Here is a 24315-nt window from a genome sequence, read left to right on the forward strand (position 1 = left end):
TCGTGTCCGGCGGACGGCGGACCTCAGGCGCGGCTCAGCCTGCGCAGCGCGGCGCGCAACAGCACGGTGACGTCGGTCTCGTCTCCCGCCTCGGCCGCCACCGCGTCCGCCGCGGACTCGGCGTCCTTGGCCGGCCACCCCAGGTTGACCAGCCCGGAGACCACCTGTGGGCGCCAGGAGACGGGGGACGCCGGGGCCGCCAGACCGTCGAAGGGACCGGAGACGTCCCGGGGCGCGCCCAGTTTGTCCTTCAGCTCCAGCACGATGCGCTGGGCTCCCTTCTTCCCGATCCCCGGCACCTGGGTGAGCGCCCCGGTGTCCTCGGCGGCGACTGCGCGGCGCAGCGCGTCGGGGGTGTGCACGGCGAGCATGGCCAGGGCGAGACGCGGCCCCACGCCGCTGGCCGTCTGCACCCGCTCGAAGACGTCGCGCTCGTCGTCGTCGGCGAAACCGTAGAGGGTGAGCGACTCCTCGCGGACCACCAGCGAGGTGGCGACGGTGGCGGGTTCTCCCACCTGGAGGCGGGCGAGCGTGGCGGGCGTGCACTGCACGGTCATGCCGACGCCCCCGACCTCGATCACGGCGGTGGTGCCGGTGCGGCCGGCCACGCGGCCGCTCAGGAACGCGATCACGGGTTACCTTCCTTGGACTGGGACGGGGGCCGTCAGCGCTCGTTGGCCCACCGCACCGACTCGACCTTACGCGCGAACTCCTGCTGGGCCCGGGCGACGCGCGCCTGCGCGCCACCGCGCCAGATGTGGCAGATGGCGAGCGCGACCGCGTCGGCGGCGTCCGCGGGACGAGGAGGTCCCTCCAGCCGCAGTAGTCGCGCCACCATGGTGCCGACCTGCGCCTTGTCGGCGCGACCGCTTCCGGTGATGGCGGCCTTGACCTCGCTGGGGGTGTGCAAGACGACGGGCAGGCCGCGGCGGGCGGCGCACACGACGGCGACCGCGCCGGCCTGGGCGGTGCCGATGACCGTGCTGACGTTGTGCTGGGCGAACACCCGCTCGACGGCGACCGCCTCGGGACGGTGCTCGTCGAGCCAGCGCTCGATCCCCTGTTCGACCCCGAGGAGCCGTTGGGGGAGATCATCGTCGGCGGGGGTGCGGATCACCCCCGCGGCGACGAAGGTCAAGGGGCGGCCGATGGAACCGTCGACCACGCCGACACCGCATCGGGTCAGCCCGGGGTCGACCCCCAGCACTCGCACCTGTGTTCCCCCGTTCCGGCCCGGTCGTCGAACGTCCGTTCGCAGAGCCTACCGCCGGAGGGGGACGGACGCGCGCCGCCGCCCGGAGGAACGGGCCTGGGGCCCCGGGATCCGGAAGCCGCCGTCCCGAGCGGAGGACGCGACCGACCGCGTTCCCGCACCTCCACGTCCACCGGCTCCCGGGAGGGGGCGAGACGTCCCTCGCCCCCTCACCGCGTCGGCGTGCCGGACCTCGCGGTCCCCGGTGGTGAGGCTCCGGCGGGAACACGGAAGGCCGGCACCTCCCGAGGCCACCGGCCTTCCGCGGGGGTCGGGACGCAGGCTCGACTCCCCTGCCACGCAAAACGCCCGGCTGGGGTCTTCCAGCCGGGCGCCCCGGGCTCCGAGGGACGGGAAAGGACCGTCAGCCGATCTTCTCCATGATCTCGTCGGGGATGTCGGCGTTGGTGAAGACGTTCTGTACGTCGTCGGAGTCCTCCAGCGCGTCGACGATGCGCAGCACCTTCTTGGCGTTCTCCTCGTCGAGCGGGACCTCCATGCTGGGCAGGAAGTTGGTCTCGGCGGACTCGTAGTCGATGCCGGCCTCCTGAAGCGCCGCGCGGACGGCGACCAGGTCGGTCGCCTCGCAGACGACCTCGAAGGCCTCACCGAGATCGTTGACGTCCTCGGCGCCCGCGTCGGCGACCGCGAGCATCACGTCGTCCTCGCTGGTGCCCTCCTTGGGCACGATCACGACGCCTTTGCGGTTGAAGAGGTAGGAGACCGAACCGGCGTCGGCCATGGACCCGCCGTTGCGGGTGACGGCCACACGCACCTCCGAGGCTGCGCGGTTGCGGTTGTCGGTCAGGCACTCCACCAGCAGCGCGACGCCTCCGGGGGCGTACCCCTCGTACATGATGGTCTGCCAGTCGGCGCCACCGGCCTCCTCACCGGCGCCGCGCTTGCGCGCGCGCTCGATGTTGTCCAGCGGGACGGAGTTCTTGCGCGCCTTCTGGATGGCGTCGTACAGGGTCGGGTTGCCGTCTGGGTCCCCGCCACCTGTGCGCGCGGCCACCTCGACGTTCTTGATCAGCTTGGCGAAGAGCTTGCCCCGCTTCGCGTCGATGACGGCTTTCTTGTGCTTGGTGGTGGCCCACTTGGAGTGGCCGCTCATGCCTGTCCTTTCACCATTTCGACGAAGAGTCGGTGGATCCGCGCGTCCCCGGTGAGTTCGGGATGGAACGAGGTGGCCAGCAGGCCCCCCTGACGTACCGCGACGATCCTACCGGCCCGTTCCCCGTACGCGATGTGCGCGAGTTCCTGGACCTGCGCGCCGACAGACTCGACCCAGGGGGCGCGGATGAAGATCGCCTCCACCGGCTCGCCCTCGACCCCGTGGACGTCGACGTGCGCTTCGAAGGACTCGGTCTGACGCCCGAAGGCGTTACGGCGGACGGTCATGTCGATCCCGCCGACCGTCTGCTGCCCCTCGATACCGTCGAGGATACGGTCGGCCAGCATGATCATGCCCGCACAGGTTCCGAAGGCGGGCAGCCCTTCGCGTACCAGTTTGCGAAGCGGCTCCATGAGCTCGTAGCGCACGGCGAGCTTGGACATCGTGGTCGACTCGCCTCCGGGGATGACGATCCCCTGGATGTCGTCGAGCTGTTCGGGACGCAGGACCCGCGTGGTCCGCACCCCGAGGGTGTCGAGCACGCGCTGATGCTCGGCGACATCGCCCTGGAGGGCGAGCACACCGATGGTGGGAGTGGCGGGCAAGGGACGACCTCACTTGACTGCTGGAGGGTTCACGGGCGGGAGCCCCGACCACGAGAACGCCACGGCCGGCGTCCGTCTTCCCCTCGCGGGAAGACGGCGCCGCTCGTCGCCTCCCCAGGGTAGGGGCTCCGGTCTGCGGCGACGGCGGCCGCGCAGGGGGCGACCCCGGGCAACGGCCGGGAGGCGAAGACGACGGCGCGCGGCCGGGAGACGAAGACGACGGCGCGCGGCCGGCGGGACACCCGAGGTCGCCCGCTGAAACAGGGCGCGCCGGCCGGCGAGGGTCCGGCGCGGCCGACGCCGCCCGGCCGGACCACGCCGTCATGGGCCGGGCTCGCGCCCGGCCCGCTGTGGGGATCCGGAGGACTACCAGCCGCGCCCGGCGTAACGCTGGGAGTCGCTGAGCTCGTCCAGGTTGATGCCGACCATGGCCTCGCCCAGGCCGCGCGAGACCTTGGCGATGACCGACGGGTCGTCGTAGTGCAGCGTCGCCTGCACGATCGCGTCGGCCCGCTTGGCCGGGTCGCCGGACTTGAAGATGCCCGATCCGACGAAGACGCTCTCCGCGCCGAGCTGGCGCATCAGCGCGGCGTCGGCCGGGGTGGCGACGCCACCGGCGGAGAACAGCGGGACGGGCAGCTTCCCCAGGCGCGCGACCTCCTTGACGATCTCGTAGGGGGCGCGCAGCTCCTTTGCTGCGCCGAACAGCTCGGCCTCGTCGAGGGTGCCCAGACGCTTGATCTCGGAGCTGATCGAGCGCATGTGCCGGGTGGCCTCGACGACGTTGCCGGTACCGGCCTCGCCCTTGGAGCGGATCATGGCCGCGCCCTCGGCGATACGGCGCAGCGCCTCGCCGAGGTTGGTCGCGCCGCAGACGAAGGGAACCGTGAACGCCCACTTGTCGATGTGGTAGGCCTCGTCGGCGGGGGTGAGGACCTCGGACTCGTCGATGAAGTCGACGCCGAGGTACTCCAGGACCTGGGCTTCGACGAAGTGGCCGATGCGGACCTTGGCCATGACCGGGATGGAGACGGCGTCCTTGATGCCCTCGATCATGTCGGGGTCGGACATCCGGGCGACCCCGCCGTCCTTGCGGATGTCGGCGGGGACCCGCTCCAGCGCCATGACCGCGACGGCACCCGCGTCCTCAGCGATCTTCGCCTGCTCGGGCGTGACCACGTCCATGATCACGCCGTTCTTGAGCTGCTCGGCCATGCCCCGCTTGACACGGGTGGTGCCGACCGTGCTCTGGGTCGGGTTTTCAGCGTTGTTGACCACGGTGGCGGACTCCAAGTTCTGGGCGGACACGGGTGGTGGCCCGTGCGCGGAGGATCGGTCGGGTGACGCCGTAGCCTGGTCGGCCGTTCCGGCGCCTCCGATGACCATGGTAGAACCTCCACCACTGCCCCTTTTCAGGACATATCGGAGTTGGCGCCTGAAAAGCCCTTCCAGTTTGTCCCTGGCCGTAGCGGTCACCCCCAAGGAGGGAACACCGGGGGCTCGTCATCCATTTCGAAGAAGTCCGGCATGGGCGCCCGTCCCGCCAGGCGCAGCACCCGCACCAACCGGCTCGAACGGGCCTCGCGGGTCGCGGCGACGGCGTCGTTGTAGAACCTCCGGGCGATGTGCACCCGCTTGGCCGCCGACTCGACCTCGGCCAGGAGCTCGGCCGGCGGCGCCTCCCCCGATGTCCCCGCCGGGACGATCGGCCCCGCGGTCACGCCCCCGCCGCCCTGGGCGGCCGCGTCCGACATCCCCCCGGCGAAACCGGGCTCCTCGACCACCGCGCGCAGCGCCCGCGACAGGTTGCTCTCGGCGAGCTCGCGCCGGCCCTGCTCCTCGGCGCGGCGCGCCTGGCCCGCCGCGTCGGCCAGCAGCACGCTGGACGCGGGTTCGAGTTCGCTGGCCGACGCCAGTTCCAACACCACGGCGCTGCGCCGCAGCAGGGCCGCGTCCAGTGCGGCGTGCGCGGTCTCGACCCGGGTGTGCAGCCGGTCCAGCCGGGTCGCCCGCCAGGAGATGTAGAACGAGAAGAGCACCACCAGCGCGAAGAGCGCGATGAGGGGGGTCAGCCAGTCGGAGAGCACGCCCGGGATCACTCCCCCTCACCGTGGGCGGCCGGCACCGCGCCCGTGGCCGCGACCCCGGCCAGGACCGTCTCATAGACCCCGACCACGTCACCGGCCACCGAAGCCCAGTCATAGGCGCGGACCGCGGCGCGCGCGGCCCCCGACAGCGCGACGCGCCGTTCGGGGTCGTCCAGCAGGGACTCCACGGCGCGGACGAGGTCCATCGGGTCGCCCACGGCGAACAGCTCCCCCGCGGCACCCTCGCGCAGCACGCTGCGGAAGGCGGGGATGTCGCTGGCGACGATCGGCGCCCCCGCCGACATCGCTTCGGTGAGCACGATGCCGAAGCTCTCGCCACCGAGGTTGGGCGCGCAGAAGACGTCCACGGAGTGGTAGGCGCGGATCTTGTCGGCCTCGTCGACGCGGCCGAGCAGCACCACCCGGTCGCGCAGCTCCGCGGAGACGCGCTCGCGGACCTCCGCCGCGTCTCCCGGCCCGGCGACGAGCAGACGCAGCCCCGGCCGGCGGCGCCCCAGGGTCTCGAACGCCTCCAGGAGTACCGGCAGCCCCTTGCGGGGTTCGTCCATGCGCCCGAGGAAGCCGATGGCGCCGCCATCTCCCGGCCAGCCCTCCAGCGGCCTGGCGTTCTCGTAGCGTCGCACCGCCACCCCGTTGGGGATCAGGACGGCGTCGCCTCCCAGGTGTTCCACCAGGGTCTTGCGGGCCGCCTCCGACACCGCGATGCGTCCGTTGATCTTCTCCAGCGCCGTGCGCAGCGCGGCGGCCGACACCGCCATCGCCCGCGAACGCGGATTGGAGGTGTGGAAGGTCGCCACGATCGGCCCGTCGGCGACCCAACAGGCCAGCAGGGACAGGCTCGGCGCGGCCGGCTCGTGGACGTGCAGGACGTCGAAGCCGCCCTCGTGGATCCAGCGCCGCACCCGCGCCGCCGCGCGGAACCCGAACGCCAGACGCGCCACCGACCCGTTGTAGGGCACGGGGATGGCCCGGCCGGCCGGGACGATGTGGGCCGGAAGCTCGGTCTCGGAGTCGCAGGGGGTCAGCACCGACACCTCGTGGCCCAGGTCCATGAGCGCCTCGGCGAGGTCGCCGACGTGCTGCTGCACTCCGCCCGGAACGTCCCAGGTGTAGGGGCAGACCAGTCCGATGCGCACCGGTCACCTCCCCCGGGGCGGAGGGCCGGTGGTCTCGAAGTCCGCGACGAAGACGCGCTGCAACATGTGCCAGTCCTCGGGGTGCTCGGCGATCCCGGTCTCGAAGACCCGGGCGAGTTCCTGTGTCATGCTCTTGATCTTCGCGGCCCTGTCCCCTTCGTCCGGTATTGGGATCTCCTCGTGCACCCGGATACCCCAGTAGGGACCGTCGAACCACAGTGTGACGGGCATCAAGGCCGCCCCCGTGCGCTCGGCGAGTGCCGCGGGGCCCGCCGGCAGGCGGGCCGGTTCCCCGAAGAGGGACACCTCGATCCCGCCCGAGGTCAGGTCGCGGTCGGCGAGGAGGCAGACCAGCCCCCCCGAACGCAACCGGCGCGCGAGCGTGCCGACCGTCCCCGCCCCCGTCCCTGTGAGCGGCAGCACCTCCATCCCCAGACGTTCCCGGAACTCCACGAACCGCTCGAAGAGCCGTTCGGGGCGCAACCGCTCGGCCACCGTCGTCAGCGGTGTGCCCCGCAACGTCATCCAGGCACCGGCGTGGTCCCAGTTCCCCATGTGCGGCAGCGCCGCGACCACACCGCGTCCCGACGCCAGATGGGCCTGGAGCGCCTCGATGCCCTCGCAACGGGCGCGTTCCAGGATCTGGCGGGAGGACATCGCCGGCATCCGAAACGTCTCGTACCAGTAGCGCAGGTAGGAGCGCATCCCGGCGCGTGACAGCGCGCGCAGCTGTTCCTCGGGGGCGTCGGGGCCGATGACCCGGCGCAGGTTGGCTTCGAGCCGGCGGACACCGTCACCCCGGCTCCGCCAGGCCTGGTCGGCGATGGCGGTGAAGACCGCGCGCCCCAGCGGTTCGGGGACCCTGCGGACCAGGGACCAGCCGAGCGAATAGGCCGCGACGGCCAGTCGTTCTCCCATGCCTCTCCTTCACCGTGGTGCCACACCGACCCCGCGGCCGGGCGCCTTCAGGAGTTGCCGGCGCGCTGCCTGGGCTCCGCCAGCCGGTTGCGGGTCTCGATCAGCCGCTGGATGATCGTCAGCGTGCTGAGGAAGGCGAGCAGCCACAGTCCACCGGCCAGCACGTAGGGGACGCCCAGGCCTCCCAGGCCGATGGAGACCAACCCGATGATCAGCCGCTCGGTCCGCTCGGCCAGTCCCACGTCGCAGTTGGCCCCCAGCCCCTCGGCCCGGGCCTTGATGTAGGACACCCCGAAGCCGCTGACCAGGCAGAAGAGCGCGGCCCAGGCGAGGATCCGGTCGTCCCCGTCCCCCATGAACCACAGCAGCAGGCCCGAGAAGATCGCGGCGTCGGAGAGCCGGTCCAGCGTGGAGTCGAGGAAGGCCCCCCAGCGGCTGGTGCTGCCCGTCGCGCGGGCGACCGCGCCGTCGAGCATGTCGAACAGGACGAAGACCGTGATGACCACGGTGCCGACGTAAAGCTGCCCGCGTGGATAGAAGAAGAGGGCGCTCACGACGACGCCGGCCGTTCCCACGAACGTGACCATGTTCGGGGTGACGCCGAACCTCGCGAGTGCCCGGCCCAGGGGGAGCAGTACTCGCGCGAGCACGGGACGCAGGTTCTTCAGCATGGCTTCTTCTGATCGTAGGAGGCGCGCAGCGCGCCGTGGACGGAGCATCCCGCGGGAGCGCCGGATCCAAAGGACGCGGTCCGCGGAAGGGACGGGGAGGAGGCGGAGGACAGGGTGGTCGTCACCGGAGCCTCCGGGGAGGAACGAGGGACGCGCGGCGGGACCGACGACCGGCGACGGTCGCGCGCCCCACGGCGGTGGACGCCGGCCACCGGCACCCGCCCCGGGCGGGCGGAGGCGAGGAGGGGCACGGCGAGCGCGTCGGCCCCGTGGTCGGGCACGCCGCGCGGAGACCGCGGTCGCCGTCGAGGACCGGCGCGGGACCACTCATCGCTTGCCTCCGGGCTCGGGCTCGTCAGGGCTGGGGCCAGTGTTCGGCGAGGAGCTCCCGCGTCTGCCCCAGCATCTGCGGAAGCACCTTGGTCCGTCCGACCACCGGCATGAAGTTGGTGTCGCCTCCCCAACGGGGGACGATGTGCTGGTGCAGGTGCGCGGCGATGCCCGCGCCGGCGACCGCGCCGAGGTTCATCCCCACGTTGAAGCCCTGTGCCCCGAAGGCGGAGCGCAACGCGGTGATGGCGGACTGGGTGAGCGAGGCGATCTCGATGGTCTCGCCCTCGTCGAGCTCGGCGTAGTCGGCGACGTGCCGGTAGGGGCAGACCATCAGATGGCCGCTGTTGTAGGGGTAGAGGTTGAGCACGGCGAAGGCGTTCTTGCCGCGGGCCACGACGAGCCCCTCATCGTCGGGGAGCGACGGGACCCGGCAGAACGGACAGCCGTCCTCCGGCGCCGATCCGGTGGGCTTGTTCTCGCCCTTGATGTAGGCCATGCGATGCGGTGTCCAGAGCCGTTCGAAGCCGTCGGCGTCGCCGGCACCGTCGTGGTCCCCCCACTCGTCAGTGCTCATAAGGGCCAGCATATTGACTTCCGCCGCCCGCCCGCAGGCAGGGCGACCGCGGAAGTCCTCTCGCCCGGAACGGGGCCGGGCCGCCCCGCGCAACGCGGAACGGCCCGGCGCCGACGTGTCGGCCGTCAGGCGGAACCGCCCGAGGTCGGCTCCGTCCGCCCGGTCGTGCTCTCCTCTTCGGCCTCGCGCGGCGCCACGGCGTCGGCCGCCGCGACCGCGCCGGCGTCACCCGTGGCGGGCGTCTCGGCGTAGCGGCTGGCCAGCTTGACCGGGCTGGCCTGCGCACCGCTCCGCTTACGACGGCGGCGGGCCGCCAGCAGGTTGAGGATCTCCACGAACAGCGAGAAGCCCATCGCGGTGTAGATGAAGCCCTTCTCGATGTGGAAGCCGAAGCCCTCGGCGACCAGGCTCATGCCGATGAGCAGAAGGAAGGCCAGGGCCAGCATCTTCACGGTCGGGTGGTCGTGCACGAACTTGGACAGCGGGTTCGCCGAGACCAGCATCACGATGACCGCGATGACGACGGCGGCGACCATGACCCAGATCCCCGCGCCCTCGGGGTCGATCATGCCGACCGCGGTGATGACCGAGTCCAGCGAGAAGACCAGGTCCAGCGCCACGATCTGGGTGACCACCATGCCGAAGGCGGCCCCCACCTTGGACCCCTTGTGGTCCTCCTCGCCCTCCAGACTCTCGTGGATCTCGTAGGTGCCCTTGGCGAGGAGGAAGAAGCCGCCGACCAGCAGGATCAGCGACTGACCGCTGAACTCCATGTCACCGATCGAGAACAGCGGTTCGGTGAGCTGGATGATCCAGCTGATGGAGCCCAGCAGGGCCAGGCGGGTGATGAGGGCGAGCCCGATGCCGAGTTTGCGGGCCTTGTCGCGCTGGTGTTCGGGCAGTTTGCTCGACAGGATCGAGATGAAGACGAGGTTGTCGATCCCGAGCACGATCTCCAGCAGCGTCAGCGTGAAGAATCCGACTATCAGGTCCGTGGGCATGGGGGGTCGTCAGCTCCGAGAGAGGGTACGGGCATGGCCCCAAGAATCTAGGAAGGCGTGGATAAGCGACGCATAAAGCGGCCCCGCCCGGTGCCCCTGGTCACACCCCGAGTAAGGCGCGCAGGTGCCGGGGCGAGGGGGAGCCGTGGGCGAGCATGGCGTCGTGGCGGCGGCGCGCGGAATCGGCGGGACGGGCCGCGGCGAGGTCCCGGGCGATCGCGGCGATCTCGCGGTGCCCCACATAGTAGGTGGCCAGCTGCGCGCTGGTGAGCAGGGCCCGCCGCCACTTGCCCGCGGCCTCGCCCTCCTCCTGGTGGCCACGTTGGGTCAGCAGTTCCATCGCCTCGGCCTCGGACAGGTCGTGGGCGTGGACGCGCACGTCGATGATCGCGTTGAGCAGCGTCCGCAACCGCATCTTCAGGTGCGTCAGCCGCAACGGCAGGTCCGGCTCCTCCCCCCAACCGTTCTCCGCGATCAGGTCCTCGGCGTAGACCGCCCAGCCCTCGACGAAGGACCCGCTGCGCAGCGCCGTCCGGACCCGGGTGGCGCCCTGGTAGCGGGCCGCGTGGGCGAGCTGGAGAGCGTGGCCGGGAACCGCCTCGTGCACCATCAGGTTGCGCAGCATGTGGCTGTTGTACTCGCGGTGGAAGGAGGCCCGGCGCGCGGCCGGCCACTCCCCTGGCGGCGGGGCCACCGCGATGGTGGTCGGCTCCTCCCCCCGGGGCGCCAACGGCCCGGGCGGGTCGCAGTAGGCGACACAGACGCCCCGGCGCGGGCCGGGCATCGCGACGATGCGGATGGCGGTGTCGGGGACGGTGACGAGGTCCAGCTCGGCCGTCCGGGCCACAAGGTGCTCCAGCGCCTTCTCGCACATGGGGCGGACCGTGGCCTCCTCGGAGGCACTGCGCTCGGCGATCCGGTCCAGGACGCGGCGCACCTGTCCGGGGTGGCGGGGCCGCCCCTCGTACTCGGCCGCGAGCTCGGCGATCTCCTCCTCCGCCGCGAGCAGATCGCTCTCGGCCCGGGTGAGCAGCGTCTCGGGAGAGAGCTCGGAGTCGAGGGTGTACCAGAGCTGGGCGGCGTAGTCACGGGCGCCCAGGCGGGGGTCGGCGACCGCGGAGTCGAGGCGTTCCGCCAACCAGGCGGCGTGCGTGCTCAGGGCCTCACGAGCGGCGTCGCGGGCGGGAAGCACCCGTGAGGCCAGGGACGGCTCGTCGGCGAGCAGGGCGTCGACCCCGCCCGTGAGGAGCTCCGCCGTGGCACGGACCCGCGCGATCGCGGTCTCCACGTGCACCCTGGGCATGCCCGGCCCGGAGTCCAGCACGGAACGGGCGGTGGACAGGAAGTCGGGCACCGCGGCGCAGCGCGCGGCCAGCCTCTCCAGCCGGACCGCGGCCGGGGCGGACTCGCGTTCGATGAGCGGGGACAGTCCCTCGCCGGGCAGCTGTTCCAGCGGATCCCAGGTGTGGGGCCGTAGTTCGGTGGTCCGCCACAGGTCGCCGCTGACCCTCGTGCGCAGCAACTCCAGATCCACCCGGTCCTCGGGCGGCAGCAGCGTGTCGTCGATCTCGTCGAGCGCGCCGAGGGCGTCGGCCAGCGTGGCGGCCCGGCGCGCCCCGGCGTCCTCGGAGTGGTCGGTGAGCCGGTCGTCGAACCGGTCGTCACCGAGCTCGGTGGCCCACTCCGGGCGCTCCTCCAACAGGGCGTCGAGGATGCGGGAGGAGACCTCGCGGAACCGGTCGGTCATGGCGTTGGCACCGGGATCGGGCAGCCGGTGGTCTGGCGTTTCAGTCATCCCCTCCATCCTGCCCGTTCGCGTCGACGCGCGCACGTCCTCCATCGGCTTATCTTCCCCGGACGGCGGCGCGTCCCCTCCCCTGGGGGCTATCGTCGGCGAGGTGCCCCACGCGGACGGGGAGGGGCACCGGCCCCACCCGGATCGGAGTGCCCATGCGCGTCACCCACGTCGTCGACCTGAGCCACCCCGTGGGGCCGCAGACCCAGGTCTATCCCGGGGATCCGGTCCCCTCCCTGACCCCGGTCGCCACCCTCGCCGACGACGGCTACAACCTCGCGCACGTGTCGATGGGGACGCAGAGCGGAACACACGCCGACGCGCCCTTCCACTTCTTCGACGCGGGCGCGCGGATCGACGAACTCGCCCTGGACCTGTTCGTCGGCCCGGCCGTCGTCATCGACGTGTCCGGGCGCAGGGACCGCTCCAGCATCGACTGGGCCGACATCTCGGCGCAGGCGACGGGCGTGGGTCCGGGGAAGGTGGTGCTCCTGCGCACCGGCTGGGCCCGCCACTACGGGAAGCCCCGTTACTTCGACCATCCCTACCTGAGCGGCGAGGCCGCGGCCCGCCTGGTCGCGGCGGGCGTGCGCACGATCGGTATCGACGCCCCCAACCCGGACGAGACACCACGAGAGGGAACGGCCGGTGGTGACTGGCCGGTCCACCGCACCGTGCTGGGAGCCGGCGGGGTGCTGATCGAGAACCTGCGCGGCCTGGAGGAGATCGACTTCCCCGACCCCCTGTTCAGCGCGGTCCCCGTCCGGCTGGCGGGCGCGGACGGGGCTCCCGTGCGGGCCATGGCGATGCGGGTCCGCCCCTGAACGGGAAGACCCACCACGGAAACGGGGCCGTGGCGGTTGTCCGCCACGGCCCCGTCATCGCGTCCCGGCCGCCTCAGCGGCGCTCGCGGACCGTCGCGACGATCTCGGCGACGGCCTCGTCGATCGGCACGCCGTTGTTCTGCGAACCGTCTCGGTAGCGGAACGACACCGCGGCCTTGCCGGCGTCCTCGTCGCCGGCCAGCAGCATGAACGGGACCTTCTGCTTCTGGGCGTTGCGGATCTTCTTCTGCATCCGGTCGTCGCTGGAGTCGATCTCGACCCTGATCCCCTCGGCGCGCAGCTTCTCGGCGACACGCTCCAGGTAGGGCACGTGCTCGTCGGTGATCGGGATGCCGACCACCTGGACCGGTGCCAGCCAGGCGGGGAACGCGCCGGCGTAGTGCTCCAGCAGCACGGCGAAGAAGCGCTCGATCGAACCGAACAGGGCCCGGTGGATCATGACGGGACGCTGCCGGGAACCATCGGAGGCCTGGTACTCCAGATCGAAGCGCTCAGGCAGGTTGAAATCGACCTGGATGGTCGACATCTGCCAGGTGCGGCCGATGGCGTCACGGGCCTGGACCGAGATCTTGGGCCCGTAGAACGCGGCGCCCCCCGGGTCCAGGACGAGTTCGAGCCCCTGCTTCTCGGCGGCCTCGCGCAGGATCTGGGTGGCCTCCTCCCAGATCTCGTCGGAGCCGATGGACTTCTCCGGGTCACGGGTGGACAGCTCCAGGTAGAAGTCGTCCAGACCGTAGTCGCGCAGCAGGTCCAGCACGAACGTCAGCAGCGAGTCGAGCTCGCCGGGCATCTGCTCGGGGGTGCAGTAGATGTGCGCGTCGTCCTGGGTGAAGCCACGGGCGCGGGTCAGGCCGTGGACCACCCCGGACTTCTCGTAGCGGTAGACCGTCCCGAACTCGAACAGCCGCAGCGGGAGCTCACGGTAGGAGCGGCCCCGGGACCCGAAGATCAGGTTGTGCATCGGGCAGTTCATGGGCTTGAGGTAGTAGTCCTGGCCCTCGTCCAACTGCATGGGGGGGTACATGCCATCGGCGTACCAGTCGAGGTGGCCGGACTTCTCGAACAGCCTGCCCTTGGTGGCGTGCGGCGTGTAGACGAACTCGTACCCCGCCTCTTCGTGGCGGCGCCGGGAGTAGTCCTCCATGGCCCTGCGGATCACACCCCCCTTGGGGTGGAAGACCGCCAGACCCGATCCGATCTCATCGGGGAAGGAGAACAGGTCGAGTTCCGCCCCCAGCCTGCGGTGGTCGCGCTTCTCGGCCTCCTCCAGGAAGGTGAGATAGGCCTTGAGCGCGTCCTTGCTCTCCCAGGCGGTGCCGTAGATGCGCTGGAGCTGGGGGTTCTTCTCGCTGCCCCGCCAGTAGGCGGCGGCCGAGCGCATGAGCTTGAACGCCGGGACCACCTTGGTGGTCGGCAGGTGCGGGCCGCGGCACAGGTCCTTCCAGCACAGTTCCCCCGTGCGCGGGTGCAGGTTGTCGTAGATGGTGAGCTCGCCGGCCCCGACCTCGACCCCGGCGCCCTCGGCGGCCTCGCTCGCGCCGCCCTTCAGGCCGATCAGCTCGAGCTTGTAGGGTTCGCCGGCCAGCTCCGTCCGGGCGGCCTCGTCGGTGACGGGCCGGCGCGCGAAGCGCTGTCCCTGCTTGACGATCTCCTGCATCTTCTTCTCGATGCGCTTGAGATCGTCGGGGGTGAAGGGCTCGGCGACGTCGAAGTCGTAGTAGAAGCCGTTCTCGATGGGCGGCCCGATCCCGAGCTTGGCCTCGGGGAACAGCTCCTGCACCGCCTGCGCCATGATGTGGGCGGTGGAGTGGCGCAGGATCGCGCGTCCCTCGTCGGAGTCGATGGTGATCGGCTCGACGACGTCCCCGTCGGCCAGTTCGTGGGCCAGGTCGCGGGGTTCGCCGTTGACGCGGGCCGCGATGACCGTGCGGCCGTCGGCTTCGAGTGCCTGGCCGGCGGTCGTCCCGGCCGCCACCGCACGCTCGGATCCGGCGAGGGTGATACGCAGCTCAGGCACGGCCGACACAGTGACTCCCAGAGGGTTGTAGCGAAACGAGGTCGGGAGGCGCCACGGGAGGGCCCGGGCGCCGAGGAGGCCGGGACGAACCGGTCCTCCGACCTCGATGCTAGCGGCAATCGCCGATCGGCTCGACTGCCCGCCATGGGCATCCCACCCGGTCACAGACCGGCTCCGCGAGCAAGGACGTGCGCCGGCCCCTCGCATGGGTATGCACAGCCTTACAGGGCCGGCACCGGGGGGACAACGTGCGCATCGTCATCGTAGGGGGCGGGATCGGAGGGTTGACGCTCGCCGGGGCGCTGGCCCGCGGGGGCGTGCGCGCGGAGGTGCTGGAGCAGAGCCACACCTCCCGGTCGCCGGGAGCGGGGGTGCGGCTGTCCCCCAACGCCTCCCGTCCCCTGCTGCGGCTGGGACTGGGCGAACGGCTGGCGGCGGTCTCGGTGCGGCCCGAGCGTCGCGACCTTCTGTGCTGGGACAGCGGGGAGCGCATCGGGTCCACCCCGATGGGAGAGTTCTACGAGCGGAGGTACGCGGCCCCCTACTACACCCTGTTGCGCAGTGACCTGCACGCGGCCGTCCGATCGCTGGTGCCGCGGGAACAGGCCCACCCCGGCCGCTACGTGACCGACCTGCTGGAGAGCAGTGACGGTATCGCCCTACGCTGCTCCGACGGGCACGAGGTCTACGCGGACGTGGTGGTCGGCGCCGACGGCCTCCACTCCGCCGTGCGCGGGGCGGTCCGGCCGGAGCGGCAGCACTTCGCCGGGATCAGCGTCCACCGAGGACTGGTCCCGGTCGAACGGTCACCGTTCGCCACGGGGGAGAGACGGGTCCGGGTGTGGCTGGGACCCGACCGGCACTTCACCTGTTACCCGGTGGACGCCGGGCGCCTGATCAGCTTCACCGCGATGACGCCGGCCCCCCGCACCCGACCGGGATCGTGGGGCACCCGGGACCGGATCGCCGATCTGCTCCGCGCGTTCGAGGGGTGGGATCCGCGGGTGCGCGCGCTCGTGTCGGCGAGCGATTGGATCGGTGTGTGGCCGCTCCAGGAGTACACGACGCTCGCCAGCTGGTGGCGCGGTCGGATCGCCCTGCTCGGCGACGCCGCCCATCCGATGCCGCCCTTCCTGGCCCAGGGGACCAACCTGGCGGTGGAGGACGCCATCGTGCTGGCGGCCTGCCTGCGGGGGGCCGACGTCACCACGGTGCAGGACGCGCTGGCCCGCTACAGCGCGTTGCGCGAGGAACGGGTGCGCCGGGTGCGGGAGGGGTGTTGGGAACTGCTACGGCTGTTGTACCGTGACGATGGCGAGTCCCCCATCCTGCGGGCTGCGGCGGCGGCCTCGGCGGGGGCGGAGATCGCCGACCCCGACTGGTTGTACGGCCACGACGTGGACCGTGTGACCGCCGGCCTTCCCTGAGATCACTCTTCACTAGTCGAGAGTCCGGTGACCGTCGCCCCTGGACACGCCGTGGCGTGATGAGCCCGAAACCAGGTCTTGATCCGGCCGATATTGTGAGGTCATGTCACCGAGCCCTTCAGTCGAGGCGAGCCGACCGGACCCGGCGGCATCGTCGCCGCGACGTGTGTCCCGCCGCTGGCGGCGTTTCCGTGTGCACATGCGGATCTGGCGTATCCGCATGCACTCCCATCCCGTCCTCCACTGGGCCTGGCGCACCCTGGTGGTCCTGGTGGGCGGTCTCATCCTGCTCGCGGGCATCGTCATGTGCCTCACCCCTGGACCGGGCGCGGCGGGGATCATCCTGGGCCTGGCGATCCTGGCGACCGAGTTCGCCTGGGCTCGGGGCCTGCTGCGGCGCGCCCGCGTGTGGGCCCACCGAGCCAAGGAGACCGCCATTGAGACCCAGCGGCGCAGGCGCGCGCGCAAGAGGCCGTCGGTGGGGTAAGGACCTCCACCGGGCTTCGAGAAACGGTCGGAACGAATTCCGGCGGGCTCACAGACCAGATGAACCGGCCACGGCCTCGCGGGCACGCCCCCATCCCGAGGCCGGCGCGGCTCCCCCTCCACCGCACGAGGCCGCGGACCTGAGCGGTTCCGCGCCCGCGGATGTCGCCACGGGCTCCCCGCTACGGAGAAGGGCCGGACAGCAGAGAGGCCGGCTCCGTGATTCGGAGCCGACCTCTCGTCGGGGTGGGCCATACTGGACTCGAACCAGTGACCTCTTCGGTGTGAACGAAGCGCTCTAGCCGACTGAGCTAATGGCCCGGGTTTTTCGCCGCCCCTCGGGGCGAACAAGAAAGACTCTAGCGCATCTGGAGGGGTGCCGAGGCCCCCACGTGCCCCTCGACGGCGATCGGGTACGTGATCGACGTCTCACCACAGGTTCGTCCAGGTCACCTCAACGGAACGCAAAACGCGAGATTCCCTCATACAAGGGAGATGCAGAGACCAGGACCGGCCGGCGTGGCCGCCCCCACGCCACTCCGGGTGACGCGGGCCACAGATCATCCGGAAATTCCTAGTTTCCGCAGCTCATTAAATTGACGAAGGGTCGGGAAAGACTTGGCGGGATGCCACCCCACGACCCCAGACGAAGAAGTTTCCCGGTTGCGCGTCACTAGTCATCGACCGGCCGTGTCGGGTACGGATGCGACGGCAACCAACCCGCAAAGTCGCGGGGCCGGACGAGAAAAGGTTTGGCGAACATGAACAGTAGCGGCACCACTGCCACCGCCGAGCTGGGTCTCCGGCTCGTCGTCCCCGACCGCGCCGCGGTCCCTCTGGTCGCCCGGCTCGATTACACCGCCGAGGACCCCTACGCCATCAAGGTGGCCTTCCACGTCGGCGAAGACGAGCCGGTCGAGTGGATCTTCGCCCGCGAGCTGCTGACCGTGGGCATCGTGCGCCCCGTCGGCGAGGGGGACGTCCGGGTGTGGCCGGCCAAGGGTGACGGCGAGCGGGCGATCAACATCGCCCTGTCCTCCCCGTTCGGCAACGCCGAGTTCAACGCGCCGATCTCGCCGCTGGCGGAGTTCCTGCACCGCACCTACGAGATCGTTCCGGCCGGCCAGGAGGCGGACTTCGTGGACCTCGACGCCGAGATCGCCCAGCACCTTTCCTGAGGCGCCCGAACGGAAGCGCCCCTCCCGGACCTCTCGCCCGGTTCCGTACCGCCACACGCCCAAAAGCGGGACATAAGCCCGCAGTTCTGTCTGATGGTTTACCCGGCCAGATGACCGGCAAACCGCCTCGAACGTCTTACTTTCCCCGGGAATGCCGCGGCCCCTGCGAGCCGCGGCATTCCCGTCTTCCCGTCACATCGGGCGACGTCTCAGGGGTCCATGTCCGAGGCGCCGCGCTCGGCGAACACCTCCATCGCCTTGCGGGTCACCGGCCCCGGCGCCTGCGGCAGCTCCCGGCCGTCGATCGCGCGGATCGGCTGGACATCGCGTCCGGTCGAGGCCAGGAACGCCTCCTCGACCTCGCCCAGCCGCGCCACCGGCAGGTCGGCCTCCTCGCCGCCGCACCACTCCAGCACGAGTTCCCGGGTGATCCCCGCGAGCGGTCCCGCGGCGAGCGGCGGCGTGATCAGCCGGCCGTCCACCACCACGAAGACGTTGCTTCCGGTCCCCTCGCACAGGTTGCCGGCGGTGTTGGCGAAGATCGCCTCCCCCGCGCCCCGCTCCCGCGCATAGGCCAGCGCGACCACGTTCTCCGCGTAGGAGGTCGTCTTCAGGCCACTGAGAGCGCCGTTCTCGTTGCGCGTCCACGGCACGAGCACGACATCGACCATGGGTGCCGGCCTGGCGAACTCCGCGACCGCCACCATGCAGGTCGGCTCCCCCGGTCCACGGTCGGAACCGAGCGGCCCCACCCCGGCGGTCACGGTGATGCGCACCCGGGCCGGGTCGATGGCCGGATTGGCCTCCAGGACCTGGCGCACCCCATCGGCGATGCGTTCCAGATCGGGCGCGGGCAGGCCGATCCCCTCGGCGGAACGGGCGAGACGGCGCAGGTGCCGAGTGAGCGCGAACGGCCGGCCTCCCACCGCCTTGACCGTCTCGAAGACGCCGTCGCCGACGGTGATCCCGTGGTCCAGGGCCGGGATTTGGACCTCCTCCGCCTCCAGCACGCGCCCCGCGCCGTATCCGGCGCCGGCGATCCACATCCGCATCTCGCTCGTCTCCTCCCGCTCGGTCCTCGCTGACCTGATCCTGCCACTCTCCCCGGCCGCAACGGGCCTTGGACGTGCGCTGCCGGCGACAACGTCGGACGGTACGATCGCAACCCCTCTGACCAGCACCGGCCGGGTTTCATGTTTCGCGGCGTGCGCGGGAGTACCGTAGCCAACCACCACGGTGCGCCCCCAGTCGGATCGCAACCTCAGCGGTTCGGAATCTACGCAGAGAGGAGCCGGATAAGTTACGAATGACTATCATCTGGGCAACACTTGCGGGACACTCGCATGCGTCCACAGATAGCCGTACGTGAATCTCCGTCCCCTTCCCCCTCCCTGCCCACACCGAAGACGAAACAGATCAAGAGAGCCATGACCTCACGGAGCACCGCCCCTGGCGAGCTGAGCTGGTTGCTCGACGACCTCCTCACCCGTGCGGAGGGCACGCATCACGCCATCGTGCTGTCCACCGACGGGCTGCTGATGGCGTCGTCGAGTCAACTGGAACGGCCGGCCGCGGAGCACCTCGCGGCGATCGCCTCGGGGCTACAGAGTCTGGCCGGCGGAGTGAGCAAGCAGTTCGCCGCCGGGGAGATCCGCCAAAGCATCATCGAGATGGACAAGGCCTTCCTGTTCGTCGCAGCGGCCGGGGAGGGTGCCTGCATGGCGCTCGTCTCCGACTCCGAGTGCGATGTCGGCCTGGTCGCCTACGAAATGAACAAAGTGATCCAGCGTGTCGGACAGTACCTGTCGGCTCCGCCGCGCCCGGACATGCCCTCCACGCCGGCGCGCGTCAAGGGCTGAACATCGGGCCCGGGGCCGTGCGCGGCCCCGGCCCCGCCCCCTCACCGACGCCCCCGCGAACCACCGCTTTCCCCTCGGCCAGCGCTTTCGAGTTTGTACAAGCGCCGGAATCCGCTAGAGTTCTTAACGCAGCGAGGGACGCGGCCCGGGAAACCGGATCCGGATCACTCGCCGCGCGGACGTGGCTCAGCTGGTAGAGCATCACCTTGCCAAGGTGAGGGTCGCGGGTTCGAATCCCGTCGTCCGCTCGAAGCAACAAGGTCTCATGGACACCGTTCCATGACACGCGGACGTGGCTCAGCTGGTAGAGCATCACCTTGCCAAGGTGAGGGTCGCGGGTTCGAATCCCGTCGTCCGCTCGGAGAAGCCCTCGGGTACCCCACCCGGCGGCACTCGTGGCGGAGTGGCCGAGTGGCTTAGGCAAGGGACTGCAAATCCCTGTACACGGGTTCGATTCCCGTCTCCGCCTCCAATCCAAGTCTCGACTTGGGCGGTTAGCTCAGTTGGTTAGAGCGCTACCTTGACACGGTAGAGGTCACAGGTTCGAATCCTGTATCGCCCACCACCCTCAAAGGGCCAGAGGTCTCCTCTGGCCCTTCGGCTTTTCCCATAGTCATTGGAGGCCGAGCGGCATCGACCTGACGGCCCCAGAGGCCGTCCCGGCCACCGCTACTCCGCACGCCGGCGAGCCGTCACGCCCCGCCGTCCGAACGCGCCCCCGCCTTCCGCGCCCTAGGGTGTCGCGCGTCCTCGCCCGACAAAAGCGGGGCCACGGCTCCCCACCTGGTCCCCGGCAGTGACCGGACGCTCTTCCCCGCACGGAATCTGGGTAGGACTGGTGTCGCTTGGGACCCTGGGCACGATGGCACTCCTCTCGTACCTCGTGGCTACCTTCCCGCCCTCTCGAGAGAAGAGGCCGTCATACCCCCAGGTCGACCATGTGGAGGACGAACATGGGTGGGCCCTCGCCCATCCCCCATATATCCCCCGGAAAGCATGGAGACCGACAGATGCTCCCTCTCATCGGCCGTGAGCCCGCGGTGGTCGTCGGTGCCGGCATCGCCGGGCTGCTGGCAGCCCGCGTCCTCGCCGCCCATCACCCCGAGGTCATCGTGGTGGACCGCGACCGCCTTCCAGACCGGCCTCAGCGCCGAGCGGGCGTTCCCCAGAGCAGCCACGTCCACGCCCTGTTCGCCAAGGGGGTGGAGACCATCGACGCGCTCCTTCCCGGCTTCAGCGACGAGGTGTGCCGTAGGGGCGGACACCGTATCGACGCCTGCAACGACTTGGCGGTGGCCACCCCGCACGGATGGGGGACCCGCTTCCACTCCGGACTGGGCGCGGTGAGCGCCAGCCGCCCCCTCATCGAGGCGGTGATCCGCGAACGTGTGCTCGCCCTGCCCCGGGTACGCCTTCTCCAGGAGCACACGGTGGACTCCCTGGTGGGAACCCCTCGGCACGTGACCGCGGTGACGCTCCGCCATCGGACCACCGGCCGCGGCTTCGACCTGCCCACCGGCCTGGTCGTGGACGCCACGGGCCGCGGCTCCCGGCTGCCGGCGTGGCTGGAGGAGCTGGGCTGTCCCCCGGTCCCCGAGACCGTGGTCGACGCCCACCTGCGCTACGCGACCCGCGTCTACCAGCTGGACGGCGACGCCGAACCACGAGGGTGGCGCGCCTGTTATTCCTTACCGTTCGGGCCGGCGATCACACGGGGAGGAGTGCTGGCCCCCCTCGAGGGCGACCGCTGGATCGCCACGCTCAGCGGGGTGGGAAACGACCAGCCCTCCTCACGCGCCGAGGACTTCCTTCCGTTCGCCCGCACGCTGACCACTCCACTCATCGCCACCACCCTGGCCGACGCGCACCCCCTGACCCCCGTGCTCTGCAGCGGTTCCACCGCGAACAGGAGACGCCGTCTGGGCGACGTCACGGAACTTCCCGACAACCTCGTGGGCGTCGGCGACTCCGTCTGCGCGCTCAACCCCGTATACGCCCAGGGCATGACGCTGGCGGCGCTCAGCGCACGCCTGCTGGACTCCTGGCTGGAGAGCGGGCTCCCTCCCCGCCACTTCCACCGCCGCCTCCAGCAACTACACGAAGTCCCGTGGATCATGGCCACCGTCGCCGACCGGCGCTTCCCTGACACCGACGGGCCCGCGACGCCGTTCCACCACCGGCTCATGGGGCGTTATCTCGACCGCGTCCTGGCCGCGGGCACCCGCCACCCCACCGCCCAACACGCCTTCATGGGACTTCTCAACCTGAGCCACGGCCCCGCGTCACTGCTGTCCCCCGGGGTGGCGTTGCGGGTCGCCATGCCCTCCCTCCTCCCACGGTCGTGGTCCATGGCAGCGGCTCCCGCCGAAAGGACCGTCTCCCCCTCCCGTTGAGCGAGGGCGCCGCCGGAGGCGGACGGACGGCATAGGAGTACCGATTGGGACGGGCCGTGTCGCATCGGGGACCGTGACACAGGATCATCGCCCGGACACGGAAGGAGACCGCCCTCCCCGCGCGCTCGCGCGGGGAGGGCGCCCGCGAAACCCGCGCTGTGCCGCGTGGACGCCCCGTCGGCCACCAGGCGGCATGCCGGTCCCCGACGCGCCCCCTGCGATGAGCCCCCTCGGGAGGGCGTGGGGAGCGGGACGCCGCCGCTCCCCCTCCGCGCCGTCCCGGTCCCTGGGTGCCCCTCCCACCGGGACCCGCGCCCCAAGGCGCGGTGACGATCGGCCGTGTCGGTGAGACCGTGTCCGCGGTCCCACCGGCAGGGCGGGTACCGGCAGGCCCCTCTTACCCGTGCCAAGGGGCGTCCGCCCCCTCCACCGCCACGCGTCCGGCGAACGAGACGGCCCGGGGATGCCCGTCTCGTATAGGGCGTGGACGACCTGGGCTCCTCCCCCGATCGGACCGGGCGTGGACACCGGCGCTTCGAGACCGGCGCCGCCTCCCCGAACGGACGCGCGGTTGGCCACGTGACGATGCGGGCCCTGCGTCTCCCGAGCGCGGCCCGGGCACGGGATCAGTCGATGCGGGCGAACCTGCGGGCCGCCAACGCCAACAGCACCACGCTGAAGCCGACCGCCAGACCCAGCTCGAGAAGCACCGGTGGATGCCAGGTTCCCCATGCCACCGGGTCGGCGAGCGCGACACCGTCCTCGGTGTAGTGGGCGATGGTCCGGCGCATCGCGTCGATCGTGTAGGTCAGCGGGTTCACCAGGGCGACCGGCACCATCCAGGTCGGCATGGCCGCGACCGGGAACACCGCGCCCGACAGGAAGAGCAACGGGGTCATCAGCACACCGAGGACGATGTTGAACGTCTGGATGCGCCGGATGGTCACGGCCACCAGCGCACCGAGCGCGGTCATGACGAGCGAGGCCAACCCCAATTCGGCGAGCAGCAGCAACGACAGACCGAAACGGTAGGGGACGCCGACCAGCCCACAGCAGAGGAGGACGACGGTTCCGGTACAGGTGGCGACCGTGGCCCCGCCCAGGCACTTGCCGATGAGCAGGGTCGAACGACGCACCGGAGCGACGAGCATCTCGCGCAGGAACCCGCTCTGCCGATCCCAGACGATGGACGCCCCCACCGAGACCGCGGGCACCTGGGCGGCCATGACGAGCACGCCGGGGAACAGGAAGACCAGGTAGTCGGCGCCCGCGCCCGGGTCGGCGCCGGCCTGGGCGTAGAGCCGGGAGAGCCCCACCCCGAGGATGAACAGGAAGATCAGCGGCTGGAAGAGCGACACAGCGGTGCGCGCGGGATCGCGCAGGAAGTGCAGCATCTCGCGCCACCACACCATGCGGCCGGCGCGCAGCTCGGCGCCGAATGTGGAGGAACGGTCCCTCTCGTCACCGACAGCGCCCCGGTCGGAGGGGGCCACGATCGAGGTCATGAGCGGTCTCCGGCGAGTTCGGTGAGCGTGGCGCTGGCGGGCGTCGGCTCCTCGCGGATCCGGTGCCCGGTGTGGTGGAGGAAGACGTCGTCGAGGGTGGGGCGGGTGACGGTGACCGCGTAGACGGGCACATCCAGTCCCGCGCAGAGCCGGGGGACGAGGCGGGCGCCGTCGGGAGCGCGGACCGCGACGCCGCCGGCCCCCACCGCCGGGTCCAGGCCGAAACGGTCCCGCAGGTCGCGGGCCGCCGCCGCGTCGTCGCCGGTGCGCAGTTCCACCAGGTCGGCGCCGACCACCGATTTGAGCTCTTCAGGGGAGCCCTGGGTGACGATGCGGCCGTGGTCGATGATGGCGATCCGGTCGCACTGCTCGGCCTCGTCCAGGTAGTGCGTGGTGAGGAAGAGGGTGGTGTCCTCACGCCGACGGACCTCGCGCAGATGCTCCCAGATGTCGGCGCGGGCCTGCGGGTCGAGTCCCAGGGTGGGCTCGTCCAAGAACAGCACGCTGGGCCGGTGGAGCAACCCTCGGGCGATCTCCAGACGCCGGCGCATCCCCCCGGAGAACGTGCGCACCGGTCGGTCGCGGCGGTCGGTGAGCCCGGCGAGGGACAGCATCTCCTCGATGCGCCCGGCCAGTGTGGCGCGCGGCAGCGCGTACAGGTCGGCGTGGAAGCGCAGGTTCTCCTCGGCGGTGAGTTCGAGATCGAGGGTGGTCTCCTGGAAGACCAGGCCGAGCCGGCGGCGGACCCGGCCGGGGGCCGTGCAGGTGTCGTGTCCGGCGATCTCGATGCGGCCCGCGGTGGGGCGGGCCAGCGTGCACATCATGGCGATGGTGGTCGTCTTGCCGCACCCGTTGGGGCCGAGGAAGCCGAACATCTCGCCCTGGGCGACGGTGAGGTCGAGGCCGCGGACCGCCTCGACACCGGGATAGTTCTTGCGCACTCCGACGGCCCGGATCGCCGGAACGGCGTGACCGTCCGGCGTTTCGGGGAGCGGGCCGGCAGGAGCGGGCGTGCGTCCACCGAAACGCCGGATTCGGAACAACGGGGTCTCCCTTCGCTGGTGGGGCGACCGCGGTCGCGGTCGCCGTGGCACGGGG

General features: G+C 71.1%; 22 protein-coding genes and 5 tRNA genes. 10 read left to right on the forward strand and 17 right to left on the reverse strand.

Going from position 1 to position 24315, the window contains the following annotated elements; genetic code table 11:
• Nucleotides 1–23: 23 nt before the first annotated feature.
• The 12 genes from ruvA to B5D66_RS17720 form a co-directional block, all read right to left on the reverse strand.
• Nucleotides 24–632 carry a Holliday junction branch migration protein RuvA gene (ruvA, locus tag B5D66_RS17665; protein ID WP_078762883.1) on the reverse strand — a complete coding sequence of 203 codons (609 nt, stop codon included), beginning with the start codon at nt 630–632 and terminating at the stop codon, nt 24–26.
• Nucleotides 633–664: 32 nt separating this feature from the next.
• Complete coding sequence (ruvC, locus tag B5D66_RS17670; protein WP_078762884.1) at nt 665–1213, reverse strand: crossover junction endodeoxyribonuclease RuvC; 549 nt, start codon at nt 1211–1213, stop codon at nt 665–667.
• Between the two features lie 403 nt (nt 1214–1616).
• On the reverse strand, nt 1617–2366 hold the full coding sequence (locus tag B5D66_RS17675) for a YebC/PmpR family DNA-binding transcriptional regulator (protein WP_078762885.1): 750 nt from the start codon (nt 2364–2366) through the stop codon (nt 1617–1619).
• The gene (gene pdxT / locus B5D66_RS17680; protein WP_078762886.1) at nt 2363–2971 is read right to left on the reverse strand and encodes a pyridoxal 5'-phosphate synthase glutaminase subunit PdxT; all 609 of its coding nucleotides are present in this window, start codon (nt 2969–2971) and stop codon (nt 2363–2365) included. The genes B5D66_RS17675 and pdxT overlap by 4 nt, the downstream gene beginning before the upstream one ends.
• A 366-nt stretch (nt 2972–3337) precedes the next feature.
• Nucleotides 3338–4249, reverse strand: a complete 912-nt coding sequence (gene pdxS / locus B5D66_RS17685) for a pyridoxal 5'-phosphate synthase lyase subunit PdxS (protein ID WP_078763048.1) — start codon at nt 4247–4249, stop codon at nt 3338–3340.
• Between the two features lie 194 nt (nt 4250–4443).
• A complete protein-coding gene (locus B5D66_RS17690) occupies nt 4444–5058 on the reverse strand; it encodes a hypothetical protein (protein WP_235001073.1) in 615 nt (204 codons plus the stop codon).
• 8 nt (nt 5059–5066) lie between these two features.
• Nucleotides 5067–6215 carry a glycosyltransferase family 4 protein gene (locus tag B5D66_RS17695; protein ID WP_078762887.1) on the reverse strand — a complete coding sequence of 383 codons (1149 nt, stop codon included), beginning with the start codon at nt 6213–6215 and terminating at the stop codon, nt 5067–5069.
• Nucleotides 6216–6218: 3 nt separating this feature from the next.
• A complete protein-coding gene (locus B5D66_RS17700) occupies nt 6219–7133 on the reverse strand; it encodes a phosphatidylinositol mannoside acyltransferase (RefSeq protein ID WP_078762888.1) in 915 nt (304 codons plus the stop codon).
• Nucleotides 7134–7180: 47 nt separating this feature from the next.
• On the reverse strand, nt 7181–7804 hold the full coding sequence (gene pgsA, locus B5D66_RS17705) for a phosphatidylinositol phosphate synthase (protein WP_394330066.1): 624 nt from the start codon (nt 7802–7804) through the stop codon (nt 7181–7183).
• Nucleotides 7805–8159: 355 nt separating this feature from the next.
• A complete protein-coding gene (locus tag B5D66_RS17710) occupies nt 8160–8711 on the reverse strand; it encodes an HIT family protein (RefSeq protein WP_078762889.1) in 552 nt (183 codons plus the stop codon).
• Between the two features lie 125 nt (nt 8712–8836).
• On the reverse strand, nt 8837–9712 hold the full coding sequence (locus B5D66_RS17715) for a TerC family protein (RefSeq protein WP_078762890.1): 876 nt from the start codon (nt 9710–9712) through the stop codon (nt 8837–8839).
• Between the two features lie 100 nt (nt 9713–9812).
• Nucleotides 9813–11507, reverse strand: a complete 1695-nt coding sequence (locus tag B5D66_RS17720) for a DUF885 domain-containing protein (RefSeq protein WP_394330067.1) — start codon at nt 11505–11507, stop codon at nt 9813–9815.
• Between the two features lie 155 nt (nt 11508–11662).
• Between B5D66_RS17720 and B5D66_RS17725 the strand changes: the two genes are divergently transcribed.
• The gene (locus tag B5D66_RS17725; protein ID WP_078762891.1) at nt 11663–12331 is read left to right on the forward strand and encodes a cyclase family protein; all 669 of its coding nucleotides are present in this window, start codon (nt 11663–11665) and stop codon (nt 12329–12331) included.
• A gap of 73 nt (nt 12332–12404) precedes the next feature.
• On the opposite strand, the gene thrS is transcribed toward B5D66_RS17725, so the two are convergent.
• Entirely contained in the window at nt 12405–14378 is a 1974-nt protein-coding gene (thrS, locus tag B5D66_RS17730) for a threonine--tRNA ligase (protein WP_078762892.1), read from the reverse strand.
• 239 nt (nt 14379–14617) lie between these two features.
• Here thrS and B5D66_RS17735 point away from each other — a divergent pair, with 239 nt between their 5' ends.
• Complete coding sequence (locus tag B5D66_RS17735) at nt 14618–15796, forward strand: FAD-dependent monooxygenase (protein ID WP_078762893.1); 1179 nt, start codon at nt 14618–14620, stop codon at nt 15794–15796.
• A 199-nt stretch (nt 15797–15995) separates the two neighbouring features.
• Nucleotides 15996–16283, forward strand: coding sequence for a PGPGW domain-containing protein (locus tag B5D66_RS17740; protein WP_235001074.1), 288 nt, complete (start codon nt 15996–15998; stop codon nt 16281–16283).
• Nucleotides 16284–16529: 246 nt separating this feature from the next.
• On the opposite strand, the gene B5D66_RS17745 is transcribed toward B5D66_RS17740, so the two are convergent.
• A tRNA-Val gene (locus B5D66_RS17745) sits at nt 16530–16603 on the reverse strand.
• Nucleotides 16604–17043: 440 nt separating this feature from the next.
• On the opposite strand from B5D66_RS17745, the gene B5D66_RS17750 reads away from it, so the two are divergent.
• Nucleotides 17044–17460: an SsgA family sporulation/cell division regulator gene (locus B5D66_RS17750; RefSeq protein ID WP_078762894.1), complete on the forward strand. Its 417-nt coding sequence runs from the start codon at nt 17044–17046 to the stop codon at nt 17458–17460.
• 209 nt (nt 17461–17669) lie between these two features.
• Here the strand turns inward: B5D66_RS17750 and B5D66_RS17755 are convergent, their stop codons facing one another.
• A complete protein-coding gene (locus B5D66_RS17755) occupies nt 17670–18512 on the reverse strand; it encodes an aminotransferase class IV (RefSeq protein WP_078762895.1) in 843 nt (280 codons plus the stop codon).
• Nucleotides 18513–18887: 375 nt separating this feature from the next.
• Between B5D66_RS17755 and B5D66_RS17760 the strand changes: the two genes are divergently transcribed.
• From B5D66_RS17760 to B5D66_RS17785, 6 genes are all read left to right on the forward strand, one after another.
• On the forward strand, nt 18888–19319 hold the full coding sequence (locus B5D66_RS17760) for a roadblock/LC7 domain-containing protein (RefSeq protein WP_078762896.1): 432 nt from the start codon (nt 18888–18890) through the stop codon (nt 19317–19319).
• 175 nt (nt 19320–19494) lie between these two features.
• Nucleotides 19495–19567: transfer RNA gene (locus B5D66_RS17765), tRNA-Gly, on the forward strand.
• 38 nt (nt 19568–19605) lie between these two features.
• Nucleotides 19606–19678 (forward strand) — tRNA-Gly (locus B5D66_RS17770).
• 38 nt (nt 19679–19716) lie between these two features.
• Nucleotides 19717–19791, forward strand: a tRNA-Cys gene (locus B5D66_RS17775).
• A 16-nt stretch (nt 19792–19807) separates the two neighbouring features.
• Nucleotides 19808–19884 (forward strand) — tRNA-Val (locus B5D66_RS17780).
• A gap of 445 nt (nt 19885–20329) precedes the next feature.
• Nucleotides 20330–21712, forward strand: a complete 1383-nt coding sequence (locus tag B5D66_RS17785) for an NAD(P)/FAD-dependent oxidoreductase (RefSeq protein ID WP_078762897.1) — start codon at nt 20330–20332, stop codon at nt 21710–21712.
• 626 nt (nt 21713–22338) lie between these two features.
• On the opposite strand, the gene B5D66_RS17790 is transcribed toward B5D66_RS17785, so the two are convergent.
• Both B5D66_RS17790 and B5D66_RS17795 read right to left on the reverse strand, forming a co-directional pair.
• Nucleotides 22339–23217 carry an ABC transporter permease gene (locus B5D66_RS17790; RefSeq protein WP_078762898.1) on the reverse strand — a complete coding sequence of 293 codons (879 nt, stop codon included), beginning with the start codon at nt 23215–23217 and terminating at the stop codon, nt 22339–22341.
• On the reverse strand, nt 23214–24158 hold the full coding sequence (locus tag B5D66_RS17795; RefSeq protein WP_235001075.1) for an ATP-binding cassette domain-containing protein: 945 nt from the start codon (nt 24156–24158) through the stop codon (nt 23214–23216). The genes B5D66_RS17790 and B5D66_RS17795 overlap by 4 nt, the downstream gene beginning before the upstream one ends.
• Nucleotides 24159–24315 lie beyond the last annotated feature (157 nt).

It is taken from the genome of Marinactinospora thermotolerans DSM 45154 (genome assembly GCF_900167435.1).
Classification (GTDB): Bacteria; Actinomycetota; Actinomycetes; order Streptosporangiales; family Streptosporangiaceae; genus Marinactinospora; species Marinactinospora thermotolerans.